At 72.5% G+C, this 22050-nt stretch carries 25 protein-coding genes; 14 read left to right on the top strand and 11 right to left on the bottom strand.

Annotated elements, in window-relative coordinates:
* The first annotated feature begins 25 nt into the window (after positions 1-25).
* From ACQPWW_RS06845 to ACQPWW_RS06835, 3 genes are read left to right on the top strand one after another with little or no spacing between them, the layout of a single operon-like run.
* Positions 26-418 (top strand): YidH family protein, encoded by a 393-nt coding sequence (locus ACQPWW_RS06845; RefSeq protein ID WP_433130243.1) that lies wholly within the window; start codon positions 26-28, stop codon positions 416-418.
* Entirely contained in the window at positions 415-720 is a 306-nt protein-coding gene (locus ACQPWW_RS06840; RefSeq protein ID WP_433130241.1) for a DUF202 domain-containing protein, read from the top strand. Before ACQPWW_RS06845 ends, ACQPWW_RS06840 begins: the two co-directional genes overlap by 4 nt.
* 27 nt (positions 721-747) lie before the next feature.
* Positions 748-1164, top strand: a complete 417-nt coding sequence (locus ACQPWW_RS06835) for a PLD nuclease N-terminal domain-containing protein (protein WP_433130239.1) — start codon at positions 748-750, stop codon at positions 1162-1164.
* A 30-nt stretch (positions 1165-1194) separates the two neighbouring features.
* Here the strand turns inward: ACQPWW_RS06835 and ACQPWW_RS06830 are convergent, their stop codons facing one another.
* The 4 genes from ACQPWW_RS06830 to ACQPWW_RS06815 all read right to left on the bottom strand — a co-directional run bounded on the left by ACQPWW_RS06830 (position 1195) and on the right by ACQPWW_RS06815 (position 5648).
* Positions 1195-2004 carry an ABC transporter permease gene (locus tag ACQPWW_RS06830; protein WP_433130236.1) on the bottom strand — a complete coding sequence of 270 codons (810 nt, stop codon included), beginning with the start codon at positions 2002-2004 and terminating at the stop codon, positions 1195-1197.
* Positions 2001-2972: an ATP-binding cassette domain-containing protein gene (locus tag ACQPWW_RS06825; RefSeq protein WP_433130234.1), complete on the bottom strand. Its 972-nt coding sequence runs from the start codon at positions 2970-2972 to the stop codon at positions 2001-2003. Before ACQPWW_RS06825 ends, ACQPWW_RS06830 begins: the two co-directional genes overlap by 4 nt.
* Positions 2973-3140: 168 nt before the next feature.
* Positions 3141-4763: an acetolactate synthase gene (locus tag ACQPWW_RS06820; RefSeq protein ID WP_433130232.1), complete on the bottom strand. Its 1623-nt coding sequence runs from the start codon at positions 4761-4763 to the stop codon at positions 3141-3143.
* Between the two features lie 111 nt (positions 4764-4874).
* Entirely contained in the window at positions 4875-5648 is a 774-nt protein-coding gene (locus ACQPWW_RS06815) for an enoyl-CoA hydratase/isomerase family protein (RefSeq protein ID WP_433130230.1), read from the bottom strand.
* Between the two features lie 98 nt (positions 5649-5746).
* Between ACQPWW_RS06815 and ACQPWW_RS06810 the strand changes: the two genes are divergently transcribed.
* The 4 genes from ACQPWW_RS06810 to ACQPWW_RS06795 all read left to right on the top strand — a co-directional run bounded on the left by ACQPWW_RS06810 (position 5747) and on the right by ACQPWW_RS06795 (position 8014).
* Positions 5747-6226 (top strand): DUF6232 family protein, encoded by a 480-nt coding sequence (locus ACQPWW_RS06810; protein ID WP_433130228.1) that lies wholly within the window; start codon positions 5747-5749, stop codon positions 6224-6226.
* A gap of 142 nt (positions 6227-6368) precedes the next feature.
* Complete coding sequence (locus tag ACQPWW_RS06805) at positions 6369-6848, top strand: DUF6232 family protein (RefSeq protein ID WP_433130226.1); 480 nt, start codon at positions 6369-6371, stop codon at positions 6846-6848.
* Positions 6848-7237: a DoxX family protein gene (locus ACQPWW_RS06800; protein WP_433130224.1), complete on the top strand. Its 390-nt coding sequence runs from the start codon at positions 6848-6850 to the stop codon at positions 7235-7237. Before ACQPWW_RS06805 ends, ACQPWW_RS06800 begins: the two co-directional genes overlap by 1 nt.
* 48 nt (positions 7238-7285) lie before the next feature.
* Entirely contained in the window at positions 7286-8014 is a 729-nt protein-coding gene (locus tag ACQPWW_RS06795) for a hypothetical protein (RefSeq protein ID WP_433130222.1), read from the top strand.
* 24 nt (positions 8015-8038) lie between these two features.
* Here ACQPWW_RS06795 and ACQPWW_RS06790 read toward each other — a convergent pair whose 3' ends face one another.
* The gene (locus tag ACQPWW_RS06790) at positions 8039-8497 is read right to left on the bottom strand and encodes a rhodanese-like domain-containing protein (protein ID WP_433130220.1); all 459 of its coding nucleotides are present in this window, start codon (positions 8495-8497) and stop codon (positions 8039-8041) included.
* Between the two features lie 167 nt (positions 8498-8664).
* Between ACQPWW_RS06790 and ACQPWW_RS06785 the strand changes: the two genes are divergently transcribed.
* A complete protein-coding gene (locus ACQPWW_RS06785) occupies positions 8665-9597 on the top strand; it encodes a helix-turn-helix domain-containing protein (protein ID WP_433134178.1) in 933 nt (310 codons plus the stop codon).
* An 11-nt stretch (positions 9598-9608) separates the two neighbouring features.
* Here ACQPWW_RS06785 and ACQPWW_RS06780 read toward each other — a convergent pair whose 3' ends face one another.
* Positions 9609-10505: a ribokinase gene (locus tag ACQPWW_RS06780; RefSeq protein WP_433130218.1), complete on the bottom strand. Its 897-nt coding sequence runs from the start codon at positions 10503-10505 to the stop codon at positions 9609-9611.
* A gap of 25 nt (positions 10506-10530) precedes the next feature.
* A complete protein-coding gene (locus ACQPWW_RS06775) occupies positions 10531-11361 on the bottom strand; it encodes an ABC transporter ATP-binding protein (protein WP_433130216.1) in 831 nt (276 codons plus the stop codon).
* Positions 11362-11492: 131 nt separating this feature from the next.
* Here ACQPWW_RS06775 and ACQPWW_RS06770 point away from each other — a divergent pair, with 131 nt between their 5' ends.
* Together ACQPWW_RS06770 and ACQPWW_RS06765 are read left to right on the top strand one after the other, a co-directional pair.
* Positions 11493-12503: an ABC transporter ATP-binding protein gene (locus ACQPWW_RS06770; RefSeq protein WP_433130214.1), complete on the top strand. Its 1011-nt coding sequence runs from the start codon at positions 11493-11495 to the stop codon at positions 12501-12503.
* Positions 12500-13507 carry an ABC transporter permease subunit gene (locus tag ACQPWW_RS06765; RefSeq protein WP_433130212.1) on the top strand — a complete coding sequence of 336 codons (1008 nt, stop codon included), beginning with the start codon at positions 12500-12502 and terminating at the stop codon, positions 13505-13507. Before ACQPWW_RS06770 ends, ACQPWW_RS06765 begins: the two co-directional genes overlap by 4 nt.
* A gap of 176 nt (positions 13508-13683) precedes the next feature.
* Here ACQPWW_RS06765 and ACQPWW_RS06760 read toward each other — a convergent pair whose 3' ends face one another.
* The gene (locus ACQPWW_RS06760) at positions 13684-14859 is read right to left on the bottom strand and encodes an ROK family transcriptional regulator (protein WP_433130210.1); all 1176 of its coding nucleotides are present in this window, start codon (positions 14857-14859) and stop codon (positions 13684-13686) included.
* A gap of 169 nt (positions 14860-15028) precedes the next feature.
* On the opposite strand from ACQPWW_RS06760, the gene ACQPWW_RS06755 reads away from it, so the two are divergent.
* Entirely contained in the window at positions 15029-16483 is a 1455-nt protein-coding gene (locus ACQPWW_RS06755; protein ID WP_433130208.1) for a glycoside hydrolase family 3 protein, read from the top strand.
* A 269-nt stretch (positions 16484-16752) separates the two neighbouring features.
* Here the strand turns inward: ACQPWW_RS06755 and ACQPWW_RS06750 are convergent, their stop codons facing one another.
* Entirely contained in the window at positions 16753-17415 is a 663-nt protein-coding gene (locus ACQPWW_RS06750; RefSeq protein WP_433130206.1) for a GNAT family N-acetyltransferase, read from the bottom strand.
* 165 nt (positions 17416-17580) lie between these two features.
* Between ACQPWW_RS06750 and ACQPWW_RS06745 the strand changes: the two genes are divergently transcribed.
* Together ACQPWW_RS06745 and ACQPWW_RS06740 are read left to right on the top strand one after the other, a co-directional pair.
* Entirely contained in the window at positions 17581-17775 is a 195-nt protein-coding gene (locus ACQPWW_RS06745) for a DNA repair protein (RefSeq protein WP_433130204.1), read from the top strand.
* 112 nt (positions 17776-17887) lie between these two features.
* Positions 17888-18406, top strand: a complete 519-nt coding sequence (locus ACQPWW_RS06740; RefSeq protein ID WP_433130202.1) for a hypothetical protein — start codon at positions 17888-17890, stop codon at positions 18404-18406.
* 10 nt (positions 18407-18416) lie between these two features.
* Here ACQPWW_RS06740 and ACQPWW_RS06735 read toward each other — a convergent pair whose 3' ends face one another.
* Complete coding sequence (locus tag ACQPWW_RS06735) at positions 18417-19145, bottom strand: Clp protease N-terminal domain-containing protein (RefSeq protein ID WP_433130200.1); 729 nt, start codon at positions 19143-19145, stop codon at positions 18417-18419.
* 151 nt (positions 19146-19296) lie between these two features.
* Between ACQPWW_RS06735 and ACQPWW_RS06730 the strand changes: the two genes are divergently transcribed.
* On the top strand, positions 19297-20112 hold the full coding sequence (locus tag ACQPWW_RS06730; RefSeq protein ID WP_433134176.1) for a DUF72 domain-containing protein: 816 nt from the start codon (positions 19297-19299) through the stop codon (positions 20110-20112).
* A 9-nt stretch (positions 20113-20121) separates the two neighbouring features.
* On the opposite strand, the gene ACQPWW_RS06725 is transcribed toward ACQPWW_RS06730, so the two are convergent.
* Positions 20122-21957 carry a glycoside hydrolase family 15 protein gene (locus tag ACQPWW_RS06725; RefSeq protein ID WP_433130198.1) on the bottom strand — a complete coding sequence of 612 codons (1836 nt, stop codon included), beginning with the start codon at positions 21955-21957 and terminating at the stop codon, positions 20122-20124.
* Positions 21958-22050 lie beyond the last annotated feature (93 nt).

Below are 22050 nucleotides of genomic sequence, written 5' to 3'. Positions count from 1 at the left end.
GATGGGAAGCGGATATTCTCCCAGCGTGTGGGCGGCGATCAGGCGATGGTTCGACCCGGCGGAGCTGGGGTCGGTCGGTGAAGCGCCGGACTACCGCTTCTCGCTGGCCAACGAACGGACGTTCCTCGCCTGGCTACGCACGGGGTTGGCGCTGGTCGGCGGCGGGTTGGCCGCCGCGCAGTTCCTGCCGCCCCTGCCGATGAGCCACCTGCGGGAGGTGATCGCGGTGGCGCTGCTGCTGCTCGGTGGGGCGGTCGCGATCCGCGCCGTGGACCACTGGGCGCGTACCGAGCGGGCCATCCGGCTCGGTCAGGAGCTGCCCGCGTCCCGGTTTCCCGCCATCCTGGCTTTGGCCGTGGGCGCCGGCGCGGTGCTGCTCGTCATCGCCGTCCTGCTCCGGGCGATCGGCGGGCGGTGAGCACCGGGCGCGACGCCGGGCTGCAACCCGAGCGCACCCGGCTGGCCTGGCGACGCACCCTGCTCACGGTGACGGTGGTGACCGCGCTCACCGTCCGGTTGGCGTCGGCGGGCGGCCCGGCCGGGGCGCTGATCGCCGGCGTCGCCGTGCTGGTCTGGGGCGCCCTGCTGGCGCTCTGCTGGCCCCGCGGCACCGGCACCGGCCCGGCCCGCACCGGTGGTCGGACACTGCCGCTGGTCGCGGTGGGCACCGTGGGGCTCGCGCTACTGGGAGTGCTGCTGGTGCTTCGCGGACTGTGGTGACGAGACCCGGTACGCCATGATGGGTGGATGGCCCGGCTGTACGTTCTCCTCTTCCTGGCGCAGATTGTCCTCGCCGTCTGCGCGCTGATCAGTTGCCTCTCCGCCGAGGAGGGCCAGATCCGCGCCCTGCCCCGGATCGCCTGGGTGCTGATCATTCTGTTCTTCCCGCTGGTCGGCTCGATCGCCTGGTTCGTCGCCGGCCGGGAGCCCAGCTCCGCCGCCCGTAAGGGCTGGCCCGGCGGCGCGGGTTCGCCCGAGCGGCAGCGCCCCCGGCCGGTCGCCCCCGACGACGACCCGGAGTTCCTCCGCTCGGTGCAGGACCGCGCCAAGCAGCAGGACCAGGAACTCTTCCGCCGCTGGGAGGAGGACCTGCGCCGGCGCGAGGACGATCTGCGCCGACGCGACGGTGAGACGCCCCGCGAGGGTGACCGGCCGGAGGTGTGAGACCGGATCAGGTCGCGGCGTCGCTGCGGCTCACACTCGACGCCTGAGCGCGCGCACCGCCAGCGGCGCGAAGATCACCGCGATGCCGGAGCCCCAGAGCAGCGTCTGGAGCACCGGACTCGCCACCGGGCCACTGACCAGGAGCCCGCGCAGCGCGTCGGCCACCACGGTCACCGGGTTGACCTCCACCCAGCTCTGCAACCAGCCCGGCATCCGGTCGGTCGGTACGAAGATGTTGCTGGTGAACGTCAGCGGAAAGATCACCGTGAAGCCGAAGATCTGCACCTTGTCCGGTTCGCTGACCAGCACGCCGACCAACACCGAGATCCACGACGCGGCAAGCGTGAAGGCCAGCAGCAGCGCGAACGCCCCGACCACCCCGAGCAGCCCGTTGCCGACCCGGAAGCCCAGGATCGACCCGACACCCAGCAGCAGCGCGATCGACCAGGCCTGCTTGACGGTGTCGGCGAGGATCCGGCCGGCCAACGGCGCCCACCGGGCGATGGGCAGCGCCCGGAGCCGGTCGAAGACTCCCTTGGTGAGGTCGTTGTTCAACCCGAACCCGGTCGTCATCGTCGCGAACAGCGCGTTCTGCACCATGATGCCGGGCAGCATGAAGGTGAGGTACTCACTTGACGATCCGGCGATGGCGGTGCCGAACACATAGGTGAACAGCAGCACGAACATGACCGGCTGGATGCTCAGGTCGAGCAGTTCCATCGGGTTGTGCTTGATCTGCACCAGGCTGCGCCAGGCCAGCGTGACGGTGTGCCGGAGCCCCGCGGCCGGGCTGACCCGGCGGGTCGGCGCCAGCGGGGCGGGGACGGTGACGGCGGTCATGCCGGGGTCCTTTCGAGATCGGTGTCGGCCGGCGAGTCCTCGGCCCGGTGGCCGGTGAGGGAGAGGAAGACCTCGTCCAGGCTGGCGCCGCGCAACGCCAGTTCGGCGACCGCGATCTCGGCGGCGTCGAGGCGCCGCACCACCGCGGGCAGCACGCCCGGATCGTTCACGGCGACGGTGACGGCGCTCTGGGCCACCTCGGGGACCGCGCCGGACACCTCGCCGACGATGGCGGTCACGATGCCCAGGTCGCTGCCGTCGGCCGGCCGCACGGTGAGGGTCTGACCACCGGTCTTGGACTTCAGCTCCTCCGGCGTGCCCTGGGCGATCACCCGGCCGTGGTCGACGACGGCGATCTCACCGGCGAGCTGATCGGCCTCCTCCAGGTACTGGGTGGTGAGCAGCACCGTCACGCCGTCGGAGACCAGGGTGCGGACGATGTCCCACAGGTCGTTGCGACTGCGCGGGTCCAGGCCGGTGGTCGGCTCGTCCAGGAAGAGCACCTGCGGCCGGCCGACAAGGCTGGCGGCGAGGTCCAGCCGGCGACGCATGCCACCGGAGAAGGTCTTCGCGGCCCGGTCGGCGGCGTCGCTCAGGTCGAAGTCGGCGAGGAGTTGGCGGGCACGCTGCCGGGCGTCGGCCCTGCTCAGCCCGAGCAGCCGACCGATCAGCAGCAGGTTCTCCGCGCCGGTCAGGGTCTCGTCGACCGAGGCGTACTGGCCGGTCAGGCCGATCAGCTGGCGCACCTGGTGCGCGTCGCGCACCACGTCGAAGCCGCCCACCGTGGCGTGCCCCTCGTCGGCCCGCAGCAGCGTGGCGAGCACCCGCACCGCTGTGGTCTTGCCGGCGCCGTTGGGCCCGAGCAGACCGAAGACGGTCCCGGTCGGAACCTCCAGATCAACTCCGGCGAGGGCGGTGGTGGCGCCGAAACGCCGCACCAGGCCCTCGGCGCGGATCGCGTGGTCCATCGCAACTCCTGTCGTCGTCAGTGGTGGCACCACTGTGGGCGACAGGGCTGACATCCCGCCGTTCCCGCGCTGACGTTACGACGACCGGAGCTGACTTTCCGCTGATTTAGCTGCGGAAGGACGCCGCGCCGCCGCCCGCGGACGGGCGACGGCGGCGGCGGCTGCGACTCAGGCCAGGTTCGACGACCGGGGGTACGCGTCGGTCGGGTCGGTGAGCACGTTGACCAGGTACGGCACTCCGGCGTCGAACGCCCGTTGCAGTGCCGGACCCAGGTCGGCCGCCTTGGCGACCGTCTCCCCCGCCCCGCCGAGCGCGCTGACCACCGTGTCGTAGCGCAGCTCCGGTTGGAGGTCGGCGGCCACGTCGTAGCCGTACATGGCCCGCATCGGGTGCTTCTCCAGCCCCCAGATGCCGTTGTTGCCGACGACGATCACCACCGGCAACTTCTGCCGGACCAGCGACTCGACGTCCATCAGCGAGAAGCCGGCGGCACCGTCACCCATCAGCACGCAGATCTGCCGGTCCGGGTGACTGACCCGGGCGCCCATCGCGTAGCCCATGCCGGTGCCCAGGCAGCCGTACGGGCCCGGGTCCAGCCAGGTGCCGGGCTGCGCCGGCTCCAGGTAGCGCCCGGCGTACGACACGAAGTCGCCGCCGTCGCCGATGGTGATCGCGTCCGGGGCCAGCACCCGGCGCAGCTCGCCGTAGATCCGGGCGGGACGGATCGGGTCGGTCTCGGCGGCCATCTCGGCGGCGTCCCGGGCCTTCGCCGCGTCCTCGGCCATGCGCAGGTCGGCGATCCAGTCGGTGTGGTCGGCCCGGTCACCGGAGTGGTCGGCCAGCGCCGAGAGGATCAGGCGCAGGTCACCGGCGGGGGCGACGGCCGGCTGCACGTGCGTCGCCCGCTGGCTGGGCGCGTCGACGATGTGCACCACCTTGGCGTCGCCGAAGTCACCGAAGCTGAGCCGGAAGTCCAGTGGGGTGCCGACCACCACGACCACGTCGGCGCCGGAGAGCGCGGCCCGACGGGCCTTGGCGAACGCGAGCGGGTGCGTCGGCGGGAGTGAGCCACGGCCCATGCCGTTTGTGAAGACCGGCACCTGCAACGCCTCGGCCGCCTCGCGCAGCGCGGCCACCGCGTCGCCCGCGTACACGTCGGAACCGGCGATGATGACCGGTCGCTGCGCCCCGGCGATGAGCAGCGCGGCGCGGCCGACCTCCTCCGGGTCCGGCACGACCGGGTCGACGCCCGCCACGGCGGGCAGGTCGACCTCGGCGACCGAGAAGACCGTCTCCAGCGGGAAGTCGAGGAAGGCCGGACCACGGTGCGGGGTGAGCGCGGCGGTGAGCGCGGCGCCCACCGCGCGCGGAATGTCGTCGGTGCCGAACACCGTCTCGGCGTGCTTGGTGACCGGAGCGACAAGCGGCAGGTGGTCCATCTCCTGGAGACTGCCGGAGCCCCAGCGGAACGCGGGCGCGCGCCCGCCGAGCACCAGCACCGGGGAGGCGTTGAAGAAGGCGCTGGTCATGCCGGAGATGCCGTTCGTGACACCGGGCCCGGCGGTGAGCACGGCGAGGCCGGGGCGGCGCTGCAGCTTGGCCACCGCCTCCGCGGCGAAGACGGCGGACTGTTCGTGCCGGACGTCGTAGATCGGGAAGTCGGTCTTGTACGCGGCATCGTAGAGCGGAAAGACGTGCCCGCCGGAGAGTGTGAACATCTCCCTTACGCCGTGCGCGCGTAGGGCCGCGAGCGCCAACTCGCCGCCGTGACCCTCGATCCGCTCCGTCATGTCGCTCCCATCGTCCGTGGCCGGGATCACAGGTTACCGGCCAGTCACTTGGCCGTCCGACAGTGGTCCCGGCCGGTGCGCGCTACCGAGGTCAGGGGGCAGATCGAGGGGTCAGCGGCCGGTGAAGTCCGGCTTGCGCTTCTCGACGAAGGCCGTCATCCCGGCACGCCGGTCGTCGGTGGCGAACAGCGCCGCGAAGAGCTGGGTCTCCCAGGCCAGGCCCGAGTTCAGGTCCATGTCCAGGCCGCCGTCGACCGCCAGCTTCGCCGCGCGAAGCGCCTGCGCGGGCCCGGTCAGGTACGGAGTGATCAGCTCCACGGCCGTGTCGTACACCTCGGCGGCCGGGGCGACCCGGTCGGCCAGGCCGATCCGCAGCGCCTCCTGCGCGTCCACCATCCGCCCCGACATGATCAGGTCCTTGGCTCGGGCCGGGCCGATCAGGCGGGCCAGCCGCTGGGTGCCGCCCGCGCCGGGGATGATGCCCAACCTGATCTCCGGCTGGCCGAGCTTGGCGTCCTCGGCGACGACCCGCCAGTCGCAGGCCAACGCCAGCTCGCAGCCGCCACCGAGGGCGTACCCGGTGATCGCGGCGACCACCGGCTTGGGGATCCGGGCGATCGCGCCGAGCGCGCTGGACAGGTTCGGGGCCCGGTCGACCATGTCCACGTAGGACATCTCGGCCATCTGCTTGATGTCCGCACCGGCGGCGAAGACCTTCTCCCCGCCGTACAGGATGACGGCGCGGACCTCGGGGTCGGCGGTGGCCGCCGCCGCGGCGGCGCGCAACTCCTCCTGCACCTGCGTGTTGAGCGCGTTCATCGGCGGCCGCTCCAGCCGGATCGTGCCGATGCCGCCGTTGATCTCCAGCCGAACGAACTCGCCCACGCTGCCTCACTTCCTCGTCGAAGTCGCGTGCCAACCTTACGACCCTGCTCGTTTGGGTAAGTAGTGTGGTGTCAGCCCCCCCCGGCGGGAGTTCAGCCATGATCACTTATTACGACGACAGGTCGGTGCAGGTCACCTCCACCACCTTCCGAGCCGACGGCCGCAGCTACGCGCTCACCGACATCACCATGATCTGGCACCGCCGCGGCAGCCGTTCCTGGCGCGTCCTGGTGGGGCGCGGCGCGATCGGCGCGGCCCTCGCCGGTCCGCTCGTCGCGGCGGTGCTCGGCATCGGCGTGGCTGTGTGGCTGCACCGCTCGTTCACCGTGACGATCGCGATCGTCGGCGCGTCGGTGCTGGTCGGGCTGGCCGTCGGGCCGGTCGCCGACTTCCTCTTCGAGCACCTCGACCGCTCGTACGCCCGGGGCAGCCGTCAACTGGAGATCTGGGCCCGCTGGCGGGGCCAGCCGGTGCGGTTGCTGCGCACCGGCGACGCGTTGCGCTTCGGCCAGATCTACCGGGCGGTGCAGCGCGCGGTCGAGCACAGCCAACCGGCCCGCCCCGGCACCCGCCGCTGACCGCGCGGGGCACAGATCTTGGACAGGTACCGTCCACCGCTGACGGAACCTGTCCAAGATCGCCTGGGGGAGGTGCGCTCTCCGGTCCGATGTCGGCGGCGCAGGGCCGGGCGGGGTTGCCCGCCGGTGGTTAGCCTTAGTGATGGCCCTCTATTACCGGGACGACGCGGTGCAGGTGACCTCCGAGTCGATCCGGGCCGGTGGTCACGTGATCGCGCTGTCCGATGTGACGTTCGTCTGGCACGCGCGAGGGCAGAAAACCCTCGCCGTACGCGGCCGGGTGCTGGGCCGCGGTGTGCTGGTCCTGCTGCTGTCGCTGCCGCCGCTTGTCGCGGTGGTCTGCGTGCTGTCCCTGGCCTGGTCGGCGCAGGACCGGGGCAACTGGAAGTTGGCACTGATCATCCTCGCCGCCTGCGGGGTCGGGGCGCTGGTGTCGCTGCCGTTCCTGGAGATCCCGCTCAGCTGGCTGGACCGCTCCTACGAGCGCGGCAGCCATGTGCACGAGTTGTGGGTGCAGCACCACGGCCGGGAGGATCTGCTGGTGCGCACCCCGGACGCGCTGCGGTTCGGGCAGATCTACCGGGCCGTGCAGCGAGCCGTCGAACAGCAGGGGGACCACTGATGAGCAACCGCCGTGGTGAGGCCGTCGCGTTGGCCGGGCTGCTCGCCGTGGCCGGCGTCACCCACCTGCTGCGACCCGGCGTCTACGACCCGATCGTGCCGCGCGCGCTGCCCGGTCCGCCGCGATTCTGGACGTACGCCAGCGGGGTGGCCGAGCTGGCGGTGGCGGCGACTGTCGCGAATCCGGCCACCCGGCGGGCCGGCGGTCGGGCAGCCGCCGCGCTCCTCGTCGCCGTCCTGCCGGCGAACGTGAAGATGGCAGTGGACTGGCGGCGGCGCCGCCCGACGAAGCGGGCCATCGCGTACGGCCGGGTGCCGTTGCAGGTGCCGCTGATCTGGTGGGCGCTGCGGGTCGCCCGCGCCAACACCTCTGGTCCACGGTCCCGCTGACCGGCTCCCGCCGAGCGGCTGTGGCGCGGCCGACGCACACTTGACCCCATGGCGATCCCCCTTCCCACACCGACCGCCGTGGTCGGTCTGACCCGCTCCGCCCTCGACCAGGCGCTCGGCTCGGCCGCCTCGTTCGCCGCCGTCCCCGCGCGCGCGTTCGCGGTGCTGGACGGGGTGGAGGCGCTGCTGGCCCGGATCAACGGCGTGGTGGACCGGATCGAGACGACTCTGGACCGGACCGATCAGGTGCTCACCGACGCCGAGGCGGCGGTCCGTGAGGTGGCCGTCATCAGCGCCGCCGCGACCACCGCCATCGACACCGCCACCGAGGTGGCCGCCGCCGCTGCCGCAGTGGTCACCGAGGCCGACAAGGTGTCCCGGTCGGCCGCCTCGCTGGTCGTCGAGGCCGACAAGGTGGCCGGCCGGGCCGCCGCCACAGTGGGCACCGCGACGGAGGCCGCGGCCACGGCCGCCGAGCTGCTGGCGGCGTACGAGCCGGCGTTGCGCCGGGCCGCGCCGATGGCGGGGAAGTTCGTCGAGGAGCTGAGCCACGAAGAGATCACTGCCGCGATCCACCTGATCGACGAGTTGCCCAAGCTCCGGGAGCACCTGACGGCCGACATCCTGCCCATCCTGGCCACCCTGGACCGGGTCGGGCCCGATCTGCACGACCTGCTCGACGTGACCCGCGACCTCAAGCTCGCCGTAGCCGGCATTCCCGGCCTGGGCATGCTGCGGCGGCGCGGCGAGAAGCTCGCCGACGAGCCGGCCGGCTGAGCCCCCGCCCGCCCGCGCGTCGGGTCAGCAGTCGCAGGTGATCGTGGTGGACGGCGCGGTCAGGTCGTCGACCGGACGTCGGACCAGCCCGGTTTCCGTCACCACCGGCAGCCCTTCCCGCACCCAGTACTCGAACCCGCCGAGCATCTCCTTGACCGGGTAGCCGAGCCGGGCGATCTCCAGCGCCGCGCGGGTCGCGCCGTTGCAGCCCGGTCCCCAGCAGTAGGTGACCACCGCCGAGCCGGCGGGGATCAGCCCCGCCGCGCGGGTTGCGATCTCCGCGGTGGGCAGGTGCACCGCGCCCGGAAGATGTCCCTGTGCCCAGGCGGCCGCGCCCCGGGAGTCGACAACCACGAGATTCGGGGTACGCGCCGACAGATCGGCGTGTACGTCGCTGACGTCGGTCTCGACGCTGAGTCGGGTGCGGAAGTGGGCGACGGCGGTGGCCGGATCGGCTGCCGGGACGGCGAAGGTGAAGCTCATGCGCCGATTGTTCGCCGGGTCGCCGGACCGGGGCGAGTGGCGGAGACGACGTCCTGCGCTAACATCCCGCCATGCCGATCCGGGCCACCACCACCGGCTCGCGCCTGCTGCCGGCACCCCGACGGCCGGCGGCCCCCCACCGCGTCGCCGTGCTCGCGTACCCGGGGATGTCGATGTTCGAGACCGGCATCGTCACCGAGGTGTTCGGGCTTCCCCGGCCCGAATTTCCGGTGGACTGGTACGACCTGGTGGTCTGCGCCGAGCGGCCGGGGCCGGTGCCGGTGGTGGGCGGGGCCAGCCTGGACACTCCGCACGGTCTGGCGGAGCTGGCGGACGCGCGGACGGTGATCGTCCCCGGAGTGCCGGACGTGACCGGCGACCCGTCACCCGAGCTGGTGACCGCGCTACGCCTGGCGCACCGGGGCGGCGCCCGGATCATGTCGATCTGCTCGGGCGCGTTCGCGTTGGCCGGCGCCGGGCTACTGGACGGCCGGCGGGCCGCCACCCACTGGCGGTACGCGGAGCTGCTGGCGCGGCGCTACCCGCGGGTCGAGGTGGACCCGGACGTGCTCTATCTCGACGACGACGACCTGCTCACCAGTGCCGGCAGCGCCGCTGGCCTGGACCTCTGCGTACACGTGATCCGGCGCGACCACGGCGCGGCGATCGCCAACGCGGTCGCCCGGCGGCTGGTGATCCCGCCGCACCGCGACGGCGGGCAGGCCCAGTTCGTCGAGGCGCCGGTGCCCGCAAGCCCGGACGACGACCGGATCGCGGGCAGCATCGACTGGGCGCTCGCGCATCTCGCCGAGCCGCTGAGCGTGGCCCAGCTCGCAGGCCGGGCGCACATGTCGCCGCGCACCTACCTGCGGCACTTCGCCCGCGCCACCGGGACGAGCCCGATCCGCTGGCTGATCGACAGGCGGATCCGCGCCAGCCTGGCCCTGCTGGAGGAGACGGACGCCCCGGTCGAGCAGATCTCCCGCAGCGTGGGCTTCGACACGCCGGTCACCTACCGCCACCATTTCGGCCGGGTCATGCTGACCTCGCCGTCGGCGTACCGCCGGGCCTTCCGGACCACCGCCGGCCGACCGGCGTAGCGCGGACGCGCTCAGGCCGGCGCGTACAGCTCGTCGATCTCGGCGCGTCGCGGTAGCGCCACCGAGGCGCCGAGCTTGCGTACGCAGGCCGCGCCGGCTGCCGACGCCCAGCGCACCGCGTCGACCAGGTCGCGCCCCTCACCCCAGCCGACGGCCAGCGCGGCGGTGAACGCGTCGCCCGCGGCGGTGGAGTCGACAACGTCGACCCGTACCGCCGGCACGTGCACGTCGGTGCCGTCGCGGTCGACGTACCGGGCGCCCTCGCCGCCGAGAGTGAGCACGGCCCGGGGGGCCAGGTCGAGCAGCGCCCGGGGGTCCTCCCGGCCGCGGCCGGCGAGCGTCTGCGCCTCGCCCTCGTTGACGACCAGGACGTCCACGGCGGCGAGCAGCTCGGGAGGGAGGTCCCGGGCCGGTGCGGCGTTGAGGATGACCCGCGTGCCGGCGGCGCGGGCGGCCACCGCGGCGGCCGTCACGGTCTGCACGGGGATCTCCAGTTGGGCGACCAGGACGTCCGCCGCGCGTACCGTGGCCAGCTCCTCCTCGGTGAGGCCGACCAGCGCGTCGTTGGCGCCGGGAGTGACCATGATGGCGTTCTCACCCTGGGCGTTGACCATGACCAGCGCGACCCCGGAGGTGCCGTAGACCACGCGCAGTTGGCTGGTGTCCACCCCGGCCGCGGTGATGCGGGCCTTCAGGGTGACACCGAAGGCGTCCGAGCCGATCGCGCCGAGGAAGGCGCAGGAGGCGCCGGCCCGGACGGCGGCGATGGCCTGGTTGGCGCCCTTACCGCCGGGCACCATCACGAAGTCGGTGCCGAGCGTGGTCTCGCCCACCCGTGGCAGCGCGGGCGCCATCGCGACCAGGTCCATGTTGGCGCTGCCCACCACGGCGACCCGGGTCTGCGGCACTGTCGTCTCCGCCCTGTCCTGGCGCTCAGGCGGCCCGTGCGGTGTAACGGTCGCCGGACCGCTCGACCACCAGCGGCAGGCCGAACGTCTTGGAGAGGTTGTCGCCGGTCAACGTCTCGGCGAGCAGACCCTGGGCGACCACCCCGCCCTCGCGCAGCAGCAGCGCGTGGGTGAACCCCGGGGGGATCTCCTCCACGTGGTGGGTGACAAGCACCATGGCCGGGGCATCCGGGTCGTACGCCAGCTCGGCCAGTCGGGCGACAAGGTCTTCCCGACCGCCCAGGTCGAGCCCGGCGGCGGGCTCGTCGAGCAGTAACAACTCCGGGTCGGTCATCAGGGCACGGGCGATCTGCACCCGCTTGCGCTCCCCCTCGGAGAGGGTGCCGTAGCGGCGCTCGGCGAGGCCACCGACGCCGAGTTGGCTCAGCAGTGCCCGCGCCCGCGCCTCGTCGCCACGGTCGTAGTTCTCCCGCCAGCGGCCGACCACCGACCAGGCGGCGGTCACCACCACGTCGCTGACCCGCTCGTCGGCGGGCAGCCGCTCGGCGAGCGCGGCGGTGGTGAGCCCGATCCGGGTACGCAGCTCGTTGACGTCGGTGCGGCCGATCCGCTCGCCGAGCACGTGCGCGACACCGGTGGTGGGGTGCAGCCGGCCCGCGGCGAGGTTGAGCAGGGTGGTCTTGCCGGCGCCGTTGGAGCCGAGCACCACCCAACGCTCGTCCAACTCGACGCGCCAGGTCAGGTCCTGCAGGAGGGCGGTGCCGGACCGGCGTACCCCGACGCCGTCCAGGCTGACCACCAGATCCGGGTCCACAGGCGCGGCGCCGGCAGCGCCATGGATCAGGTCACCAGTCACCGCACCATCCAACCACGCAGCGCCGCGGCGCCCCCCACGGGCGGCGCCTCGGCCATAGGGTGAGGCGCCGTGTCGTTGATCACCACACCCGGAGGACAGCTGATGTTCCGCCAGGATACGGAGCCGCGCGGATGAGCGCGGTCATCGAGATCGAGGGTCTGCGCAAGACCTTCCACAGCCTGCGCAATGGCCGGCGGGTGGCAGTGGACGGGTTCGACCTGCTGGTCGAGGCCGGCCAGGTCCATGGGTTCCTCGGACCCAACGGCTCCGGCAAGACCACCACCCTGCGGGCCCTGCTCGGGCTGGTACGCGCCGACGGTGGACGGATGACGGTGCTCGGCGAACCGTCGCCGGAGCTGCTGCCCCGGGTGGCGGGGCAGGTCGGCGCCATCGTCGAGAGCCCGCAGTTCTTCGGCAACTTCACCGGGTACCGGACGCTGCGCCTGTTGGCTCGGGCCGGCGGGGTGCCGGTCTCGCGGGTGGACGAGGCACTGGATCTGGTGGGTCTGCGCGACCGGGGCGACGAGCGGGTGAAGGGCTACTCGCTGGGCATGAAGCAGCGCCTCGCGGTGGCGTCCGCGCTGTTGAAGGATCCGCGGTTGCTGATCCTGGACGAGCCGGCGAACGGGCTGGACCCGGCGGGCATCCGGGAGATGCGGGACCTGATGCGGTCCCTGGCGGCCAACGGGGTGACAGTGCTGGTGTCCAGTCACATCCTGGGTGAGATCCAGTTGATCTGCGACCACGTCACGATCATTTCGCGGGGACGCCGGGTGGCGTCCGGTCGGGTGGACGAGGTGCTGGCGGGCCATGACCGACACGAGTTCCTGGTGCGGGTGGCCGAGCCGGAGCGCGCTGTCGAGCTGCTGCACGCGGCCGAGCTGGCGGCGGTCGTCGACGGCGAGGCGCTTGTGGTGAGTGGAGTCAGTGACCCGACGGTGGTCAGCCGGGTGCTCGGTGAACAGGGGCTGTGGGTGGGCGAGCTGACGCCGCTGCGGCCGGATCTGGAGAGCGTCTTCCTGGAGCTGACGGGCGCCAACGCGCATCCGTCGGTGCCCCGGCAGGTCGACGGCTCGGCGCTGCCGGACGGCGAGCAGCAGGGCGCAGCTGTGATTGATCTCGATCGGGGAGTGGACGCGTGAACCTGGTTCGTGCCGAGTTGGAGCGGCTGTCGAGTCGTCGCTTCGTGCAGCTCATGGTCGTCCTGCTGGCGTTGGCGTTCGCCGTGACGGCGGCGACCACCCTGGCCGGTTCCCACAAGCCGAGCGCGAGCGAGCTGAACGCGGCGCGGCAGCAGGCCGTCGAGCAGCGGCAGGGCATGGAGGCCGCCTACCAGGAGTGCCTGGCCCGGCAGAGCGGCTCGTTCCCGGGTGAGAACAACGGACGGTACCTCCCCGCCGACTGCTCCGAGATCGACCCGGTCCGGCAGGAGCGGCTGCCGATCGCCGCCGACTTCCTGCCGGGGGTGTTCACCTTCGCCCAGCAGGCGCGGCCACTGCTCTTCTTCCTCATCGCGTTCCTGGTGCTGTTCGGTTTCCTGGTCGGGGCCTCCTACATCGGCGCTGACCTGAACTCCGGCGGCGTGGTGAACCTGCTGCTCTGGCGGCCACGCCGGTTGACGGTGCTCGGGGCCAAGTTGGGCACCCTGCTCGGGACGGTGCTGGTCCTGGCTCTGCTGGCGTCGGTGGCCTACCTCGCCACGTTCTGGGTGATCGGGCAGACCGCCGGGTTGCCCGGCCGGTTGGACGGGGACTTCTGGCGTTCGCTGGGCGCGGTGCACGGCCGTGGCCTGGTGCTGGTGTTGCTGGCCGCCGCGCTGGGCTTCTCGATCGCCACGCTGGGTCGGCACACCTCGGCGGCGCTGGGGGCGGCGGCCGCGTACGCGGTGGTGTGGGAGTTGGGGGCCCGGCTGGTCCTGGAGATCGTCGACGCCCGTCGGCCGGACCAGTTGATGCTCTCCAGCCACATCGGGGCGTGGCTCACCGGCGAGGCGAACTTCTGGGACCCGCAGGAGTGTTCCGGCACCGCCTACTGCGATGGCTCCTACACCCTGACCTGGGGTCCGGCCCTGCTGGTGCTGCTCGGGCTGACCGGCGGGCTGACCGCTGCGGCGTTCGCCGTGTTCCGTCGCCGCGACCTGCTCTGAGTAGCGGGTCACCGGGCCGCCCGCCCAGCCGCGGGCGACCCGGCGACCCGACCGCACCCGGCGGCGGTCGCGAGACGGCGGCCGGCCGCGAGACGCCGGCCGGCCGCGAGACGGCAAGAGCTTGCACCTTGCCGAGCTGCGGTGAAATATTCCTTCACATGACCGGCGCAGCGGGCTCAGCCGACGGTGGAGCCGAAGACCTCGTCGCGCACGGCGTCCAGGGCGGTCCGCAGCGCGCCGTGCAGGATCGGCTCCTCGGTCAGCCCGGTCGGCACCACCCGCGGCCGGACCAGGGTGATCGCCGCGACCTCGTGCTGCACCCGCTCGGCGAGCGCGACGCCGCCGGCCTGGCCCACCTCGCCGGCGAGCACGACCAACGGCGGGTCGAGCACCACGCAGGTGCTGGCCACGCCGAGCGCGAGCCTGCGGGCCAGCTCGTCGAGCATCGGGCCACCGTCGGGGCCGGCCGCGACGGCCGCGCGCACCGCCTCGGCGGCGTCGCTGTCCGGGTAGCCGTGCTCGCGGGCCACCGCGCGGACCGAATCCGCACCGACCAACTGCTGGAAGGCGGGCTTGGCACGACGGGAGACGTCGCGTGGGATGGGCGCGCCGGGCACCGGCAGGTAGCCGATCTCACCGGCCGCGCCACTGCTGCCGTGGTGCAACCGCCCACCCAACATGATCGCCAGGCCCACGCCGGCGCCCACCCAGACCAGCACGAAGTCCGCCAGCCCCTGCGCGGCGCCGGACTGCGCCTCGGCCACCGCGGCCAGGTTGACGTCGTTCTCGAAGACCACCGGGGTGTGCAGGTCGTCCCGCAGGGCGGCGAGCAGACCGCTGTGCCAGCGCGGCAGGTTGAAGGCGAACGTGATGTCGCCGGTGCCGGGGTCGACCAGGCCCGGGGTGCCGAGCACGATCCGTCGTACGCTGCTGAGCTGCGCCTGGGCGCTGCTCGCTGCCTGCACCACGGCGTTGTGCACGACGCCCACCGGGTCGTCGGTGTCCCGGGTCGACTGCTCCACCCGGCCGATGACCGCACCGGTGATGTCGGCACAGGCGGCCACCACCCGGTCCGGCCCGACGTCCACGCCGACCACGTGCGCGCTGCCGGGGCTGACCGCGTAGAGCTGGGCGTTCGGCCCGCGCCCGCCGGCCTGTTCGCCGACCCGCGTGACGAGGCCGCGCTCCTCCAACCGCTCGACCAGCTGGGAGGCGGTGACCTTCGACAGCCCGGTCAGCTCGCCGAGCCGGGCCCGGGTCAGCGGGCCGCGTTCGAGGAGCAGCTCCAGTGCCGCACGGTCGTTGAGCGCCCGCAACAGGCGGGGGGTGCCGGGCAGCCGGGTCGCACTCATGACACGTCCTCTAGTTTTAGTAAACTTTGCTAACTGTAAACCGACCTGCGAACGGGTAGCCGTAGCGTATCGGCCACCCGGAGGTGGGGCGCTCCGCCGATTCGGCAGGGCGGACACCACCACCGGTACGACGTTTCGTACCCGCTGGGGCACCGAAGGGGGAGATCACGTGGGGCTGGATCCAGGACTGCGCCGGCTGGCGCTGGGCACGTTGCTCGCCGCGTACCCGGGACCGGTCCCGCCGGACTGGGCGGTCGACCTGCTGGCCGACGGGCTCGCCGGGCACACCCTGTTCGGCACCAACGTGCACGACCCCGCCCAGGTGGCGGCGAGCACCGCCGCGCTGCGCGCCGGTCGGCCCGACGCGCTCATCGCCATCGACGAGGAGGGCGGCGACGTGACCCGGCTGGCGCACGCCACCGGCAGTCCGTACCCCGGAAACGCCGCCCTCGGCGCGATCGGCGACGTGGCGCTCACCCGCAGGGTCTACCAGGCGATCGGCGCCGAACTGGCGACGCTCGGCATCACCGTCAACCTCGCCCCCACTGTCGATGTCAACACCGCCGACGAGAACCCGGTGATCGGCACCCGGTCCTTCGGCGCGGACCCGGTGCGGGTGGCCGCCCACTCGGCCGCCGCCGTGACCGGCTTGCAGGCCGCCGGCGTGGCCGCCTGCGCCAAGCACTTCCCCGGGCACGGCGCCACCGTCGCCGACTCCCACCACGAACTGCCCACGGTGGACGCTCCGCTGAGCCTGCTCCGCCACCGGGACCTGCCGCCGTTCGGTGCGGTCATCGCCGCGGGGGCACGCGCCGTGATGACCGCGCACATCCGGGTGCCGTCGTTGACCGGCGCCGATCCGGCCACCTTCAGCCGGGCCGTCCTGGTCGACCTGCTCCGTACCGACCTCGGCTTCACCGGCGCCGTCATCACCGACGCGCTGGAGATGAAGGGCGCCGCGGTGGCTGCCGGCGGAGTCGGGCCGGCCGCGGTCCGTGCCCTGGCGGCCGGCGCCGACCTGCTCTGCATCGGCGCGCGGGTCGACGCCGAACTGGTCGAGCGGGTGGCCGCCGAGATCGTCGACGCCCTCACCGACGGCCGGCTGGCGACCACGCGGGTCGAGCAGGCCGCCGGCCGCGCCGCCGAACTCGCCGCCTGGACCCGGGCCGCCGTCGGATCCCCGGCGACCGGGGACACCGAGCTGGGGTACGCGGCAGCGCGTCGCGCCCTCCGGGTGGACGGGGTGCTCGCCGGCCTGGACCGAGCACTTGTCGTGCAGTTGCACACCGAGTCGACGATCGCCGAGGGTCGGGTGCCGTGGGGTCTCGGCCCGCACCTCGACGGGGTCGCGGAGATCCGCGTGATCGCCACCGAGACCGACCCGGCGACGCTGCGGGGGTTGGCCGGTGACCGCCCCATCGTGCTGGTGGGGCGGCACCTGCACCGGCTGCCCGGCGGCCCGGAGCTGGTCGCCGGGCTGGCCGCCCAACATCCGGTGACAGTGGTGGAGATGGGGTGGCCGGCACAGTGGCGCCCGGTGGGCGTACGCGCCTTCGTCACCACGTACGGCGCGAGTCACGCCAACGGTCGCGCGGCGGCCGAGGCTCTCGGTCTGGCCCGCTGAGCTTTCCAGGGCGGGCGACCCTCCACAGGTCACGATGCTGCACGCTACGTCACCAAGCCGGCCGACACCCTCGACCAGCTCAGCCGCAGGTCAAGTCCAGTTTTAGACACTCCGAACCGACAGCTCGCACCTTGCCCCACGCCTGTTCGATACGTAGCGTGATCGACACGTGCCGGCCCTGGGTCGGCCCGTCCGGAACCGGGGCCTGGGGGGAGGTTGCGGACCGTGGATCCGGCCCGGGATCCACGGTCCGCGCGCGCCCGGCGCACTCAGCGCGGATAGACCCCGTACGCCCGCCAGCCGCGATCCGGGAAACCGGCCGCGTCGGCGACCCGGGCCGAGGCGAGATTGTCGCGCTCGTGCAGGTAGGTCGGCACCGCCCCCTCGTCGAGGACCCGCCGCGCCGCCTGCGCCACGAGCCGACGGGCGAGGCCGTGACCCCGGGCGGCCGGCGCGGTGCCGATGGCCAACTCATGCCCGTACGCGTCGTGCCGTTTGATCCCGGCACCGGCCAGGTAGGCGCCGTCCGGGTCGCGGACCACAAGCACCGGCCGGTCGAAGAGCCGCAGCCAGGGCGGCAGCCCGGGAGCCGTCGGCGAGGTCCACTCCCCCACGTCGGGAAGCGGCGCGGGAGACACGCTCCACCGGAAGAGACCGTCGTGCACGCACCAGTCGGGCAGCCCCACGGCCTGCGGCAGCGCGGCGAGCAACCGGTCCGGGGTACGCCGGACCAGTGAGCGGATCGCCGCCACCCGGTCCGGTGCCACCGAGAGCACGCCACTGTGCCCGGTGTCCACGGCGAGCGCGGGGCGCAGCCTGCCGTCCCAGGCCGGTGCGGCCCGTCGGTGCGAGGCGACCACGTGCAGCCCCGCCCCGGCCGGCCACTGGCCGAGCCAGGTGGCCAGGTGCAGTTGGACCCGCCGGTCGAGCATGTCCACCTCCCCCGTCGGTCCACCCGTCGTGGATCACCGTACGCCGGGCCGGCCCGGACGGGCGGCCGATCCCTCAGGGCCGGGCGGAGCACGGTGACCGGACACACCGATCGACCGTCATATCTATTTCCTTACCTGGACACCTTTGTTTGGAACGGTAGGGCCATGCCGAATGAGCCGTACCCCCGTTATCAGCAGGACCCCGAGCGACTCTGGCGCGCGGCGGATTCCGCCGACGGCATCCCGCCGCAGCCGCGCTACCGGAATCCCCGGATGGTCGGCGAGGGCGTCCTGTCGTGGGCGGGGCTGAACAAGCTGCCCGTCGGCAGTTCCAGTCGGCACCGCCTGAACACGCACTGACCTCCTGGCCGGGCGGCGACACACCGGGGAGGTCCAGCGCGGGCTTTCGCACACCTGTCGGGTAATTTCTTGTGGTCCGGCATCCCGGCCTACGACAGGAGAAGCTCCGCGCATGGGCAAGAAGACGATCCACGTCTCCGACTTCACCGGCACGGTTCTGCAGCAGGACGACGAGGTGGTCCGCGTCGTCGTGCTGGAGCACCCGGACCTGGTCGCCGGGCCCGTGCAGTTGGACGCCACCCCGGGCGAGGTGGAGAACATCGACGACGCCGCCCTGGACGTGGCGGTGGTGGAGATCCACGACCGGCACGGCGGCGGCGAGCCGCGCCGGGTGGTGTTGACGGCAAGCGAGTTCGACGCGATGGCCACCGACGTGCCGATGGCGCAGCTGTTGCGGACGGCCGAGCGGGTCCGCCCACCGAAGGCCCGCAAGAGCGTCGAGAAGATCGACTACGGCACGCTGGAGCACGCCGGCAAGCCGCACCGGGGTCGGGTCACCGAGGAGGAGGCCCGACTGGTGCGCGAGCAGCTCGACGAGGTCAACAAGCGCCTCGCCGACGCGGGCGTGCGCCAGATCGACCCGGCCGATCCGGAGCACGCCCTGCGCTACGGCTTCCCCGAGGCGCCCTGACCCGGGGTGCTCACTTCGGCGCGGTGAGGGCGGCGAGCGCGGCGGCCAGGTCGGCCTCGACAGTCGCCTTGTCCAGGCCGAGACCGGTGAGCACGCCGGTGCCGTCCTCCTGCTCCAACAGGGCGAGCAGGATGTGTTCGGTGCCGATGTAGTTGTGCCCGAGGCGCAGCGCCTCCCGGAAGGTCAGCTCCAACGCCTTCTTGCCGCGCGCGTCGTAGGGGACGAGGTCCGGGACCTGCTCGGCCGGCGGCGGGAGGACGGCGGCGACCGCCTCCCGCACCACCTCGGACGTGGCGCCCCGGCCGGCCATCACCTTGGCGGCCAGCCCTTCCGGCTCGGCCAGCAGGCCCAGCACCAGGTGCTCGGGGCGGATCTCGGCGCTTCCGCTGGCGCGGGCCTCCTCCTGGGAGGAGATCACCACGTTGCGGGCCCGGGGCGTGAACCGGCCGAAGGATTCGTTCGGGTCGAGGGACGCGCCGTCGGTCGCCTTCGGCACGAAGCGCTTCTGGGCGGCCTGCTTCGTGACCCCCATGCTGCGGCCGATGTCGGTCCAGGAGGCGCCCGAGCGGCGGGCCTGGTCGACGAAGTGCCCGATCAGGTGGTCGGCGACCTCGCCGAGGTGATCGGCGGCGATGACCGCGTCGGTGAGCTGGTCGAGCGCGTCGGTGTGCGCCCTCTTGATGGCCTGGATGAGGTCGTCGAGCTTGACGCTGTTGCTCATCTGGAGAGGATCTGTCATGCGTCAACCATAAGTTGACGCTCTAGTTGCGTCAACCCCGAGTTGACGATGTCCGCCGGCTGGTGGGCCGTCGGCCCCGCTACGGTGGCTCCGGTCGAGCACGGGTCACCGGCGGAGAGGGCGGAGCATGCGGCTGCACGTGGGATGCGCGATGTGGAGCCACCGGTCGTGGCCGGGGCACCCGCTGCCACCGACGGAACGGCTGCGGCACTACGCCAGCTGGTGCGACGCCGTGGAGGGCAACACCACGTTCTACGCGACCCCGGCCCGGGACACCGTGTCGTCCTGGGCCGCGCAGACGGACCCCGACTTCCGGTTCGTCCTCAAGCTTCCGAAGGTCATCACCCACGAACGCCGGCTCACCGCCGTCGGCGAACCGCTGCACGCCTTCCTGGACGCGATCGAACCGCTCGGCCCACGCGTACACGCCCTCTGGATCCAACTGCCCGGCTCGTTCGCCCCCGCCGACGTCCCGACCCTGCGCCGCTTCCTCGGTCAACTCCCGCCGTCGCACCGGTACGCGGTGGAGGTCCGCCATCCCGCGTTCTTCACCGACGCCGACGCGACCCGGCTGCTGGAGGCGACCCTCGCCGTCGCGTCCGCCGAGTGGATCCCGTTCGACACGACCGCCTTCTTCGCGAGCCCACCCCGCAGCGACGCCGAGCGCGACGCCTGGACCAAGAAACCACGCGTGCCGCTGCGGTCGCTCGCGCTGACCGACCGGCCGATCGTCCGCTACCTGGGCCGGGACGACCCGACCCGCACTGTCGAGGGGTGGCAGCGCTGGGTCGACGTCACGGTGGCCTGGCTACGGGAGGGGCGCTCGCCGACGATGTTCCTCCACACCCCGGACAACGCCGACGCGCCGGTGCTCGCCCGCCGGTTCCACGACGAGGTACGGGCACGCGTACCCGAACTGGACGCGCTGCCCGAGCCGATCCCGGTCGAGCCGCTGACGCTGTTCTGACCGAGCGGGTCAGCACTGCTCCTTGTCGAGCAGGTCGTCGAGGTGGCCAGCCGTGCTGATCAGCGAGAGGTGGCTGAACGCCTGCGGGAAGTTGCCGATCTGCTCACCGGTCGGGGCGATCTCCTCCGAGTAGAGGCCGAGCGGGCTGGCGTAGGTGAGCATCTTCTCGAAGGTCAACCGGGCGTCGTCGACCCGACCAGCAAGCGCCAGCGCCTGCACGTACCAGAAGGTGCACATGTTGAAGGTGCCCTCGGTGCCGGCCAGGCCGTCCGGCGAGGCCTTCGGGTCGTAGCGGTAGACCAGGCTGTCGGAGACCAGGCTGTCGTCCATTGCCCGCAGCGTCGACTCCCACATCGGGTCGGTCGGCGAGATGAAGTTCAGGCCGGACATCGCCAGGAGCGAGGCGTCCAGGATGTCGGAACCGTAGTGCTGCACGAACGCGCGGCATGTCGGGTCGAACCCACGGCTCATGACCTGCTCGTAGATGGTGTCCCGTTCGATGGCCCACCGGCTGGTGTCGCCGGGGCGCCCTCGACGGTGCGCGATGCGGATGACACGGTCGAGCGCGACCCAGGACAGCACCCGCCCGTAGGTGAAGTCCTGCCGGCCGGACCGGGTCTCCCAGATGCCGTCCTCGGGTTGGTCCCAGTGCTCGCAGAGCCAGTCCATCATCCCGGCCGTCTTCCGCCACCCGTCGTACGGCGCGATCAGGCCGTTGCGGTCCGCGAGATCCAACGCGATGAGCGCCTCGCCGTAGATGTCGAGCTGTAGTTGGCCGGCCGCGCCGTTCCCGATCCGCACCGGCGCCGAGCCCCGGTATCCCTCCAGGTGATCCAACACCTCCTCGGAGAGGTCCGGTGATCCGTCGATCCGGTACATGATCTGTAGGGGCACGTTGCCGTCCCGGGACTCGCGGATGCGCTCGTTGAGCCAGAACAGATACCGCTGGGCCTCGTCGGTGAAGCCCAGGCGCAGCAACGCGTGCACGGAGAAGGACGCGTCCCGGATCCAGGTGTAGCGGTAGTCCCAGTTCCGTGGCCCGCCGATCTGCTCGGGCAGCCCGGCGGTGGGTGCGGCGACCAGGGCGCCGGTCGGCGCGTACGTCATCAGCTTGAGCGTCAACGCCGACCGCTCGACCACCTCCCGCCAGCGGCCCGTGTAGCGGGAGCCGCCCACCCACCGCCGCCAGTAGTCGCGGGTCTGGGCGAGCAGATCGCACGCCTTCTCGGTGCTCATTGCGCGGGGCGCGTGCGGGCTGGCCGTCTCCAGAGTGACCCCGCCGATGTCACCGGAGTGCAGGGTGAACGAGGCGGACACGCCCTGCGCGCCGCGCCGGATCCCCTGGGCGTCGAACTTCCGTTCCGAGCCCTTGAAGGGGGCGAGGCTGAGGGTCAGGGTCTCGCTCCGGAAGATGTCACCCTCCGGGTGCACCTCAAGCTCGTACGGGTCGCGCCCGTAGTTGAACCGCGGACGGCAGTCGAAGCGGAACCGCATGCTCCCCCGGACCATCCGCACCAGCCGGATCAACAGGTGTCGGTCGGTGGCGCGTTCGCCGGTGACGGGCATGAAGTCCAACAGCTCCCCCACGCCGTCGGCGCTGTGGAAGCGGGTGATCAGGATCGCCGTACCGGGCAGGTAGAGCTGCTTGCTCGTGTAGTCGATGCCGTCGGGGGTGAGCCGGAAGTGGCCGCCCCTGTCGTTGTCGAGCAGCGCACCGAAGACGCTCGGTGAGTCGAAACGGGGCGCGCAGAACCAGTCGACAGCGCCGTCCGCGCTGATCAGCGCCGCGGTCTGCAGGTCACCGATCAGACCGTGCGCCTCGATCGCCGGATACGTCGCGTGCACGCTGTCCCCCGCCGTTCGTGATGGCAACGGCGGCGACTACCCGGAAAGCGGCTGGCTATCCGCGAATCCTCCGAACCCGCTGGCCATTGCGGA

This window comes from Micromonospora sp. CA-240977 (genome assembly GCF_050942285.1).
GTDB lineage: Bacteria > Actinomycetota > Actinomycetes > Mycobacteriales > Micromonosporaceae > Micromonospora.
The sequence above is the reverse complement of the archived record's forward strand: the minus strand, read 5'-3'. Positions and strand labels throughout refer to the sequence as shown.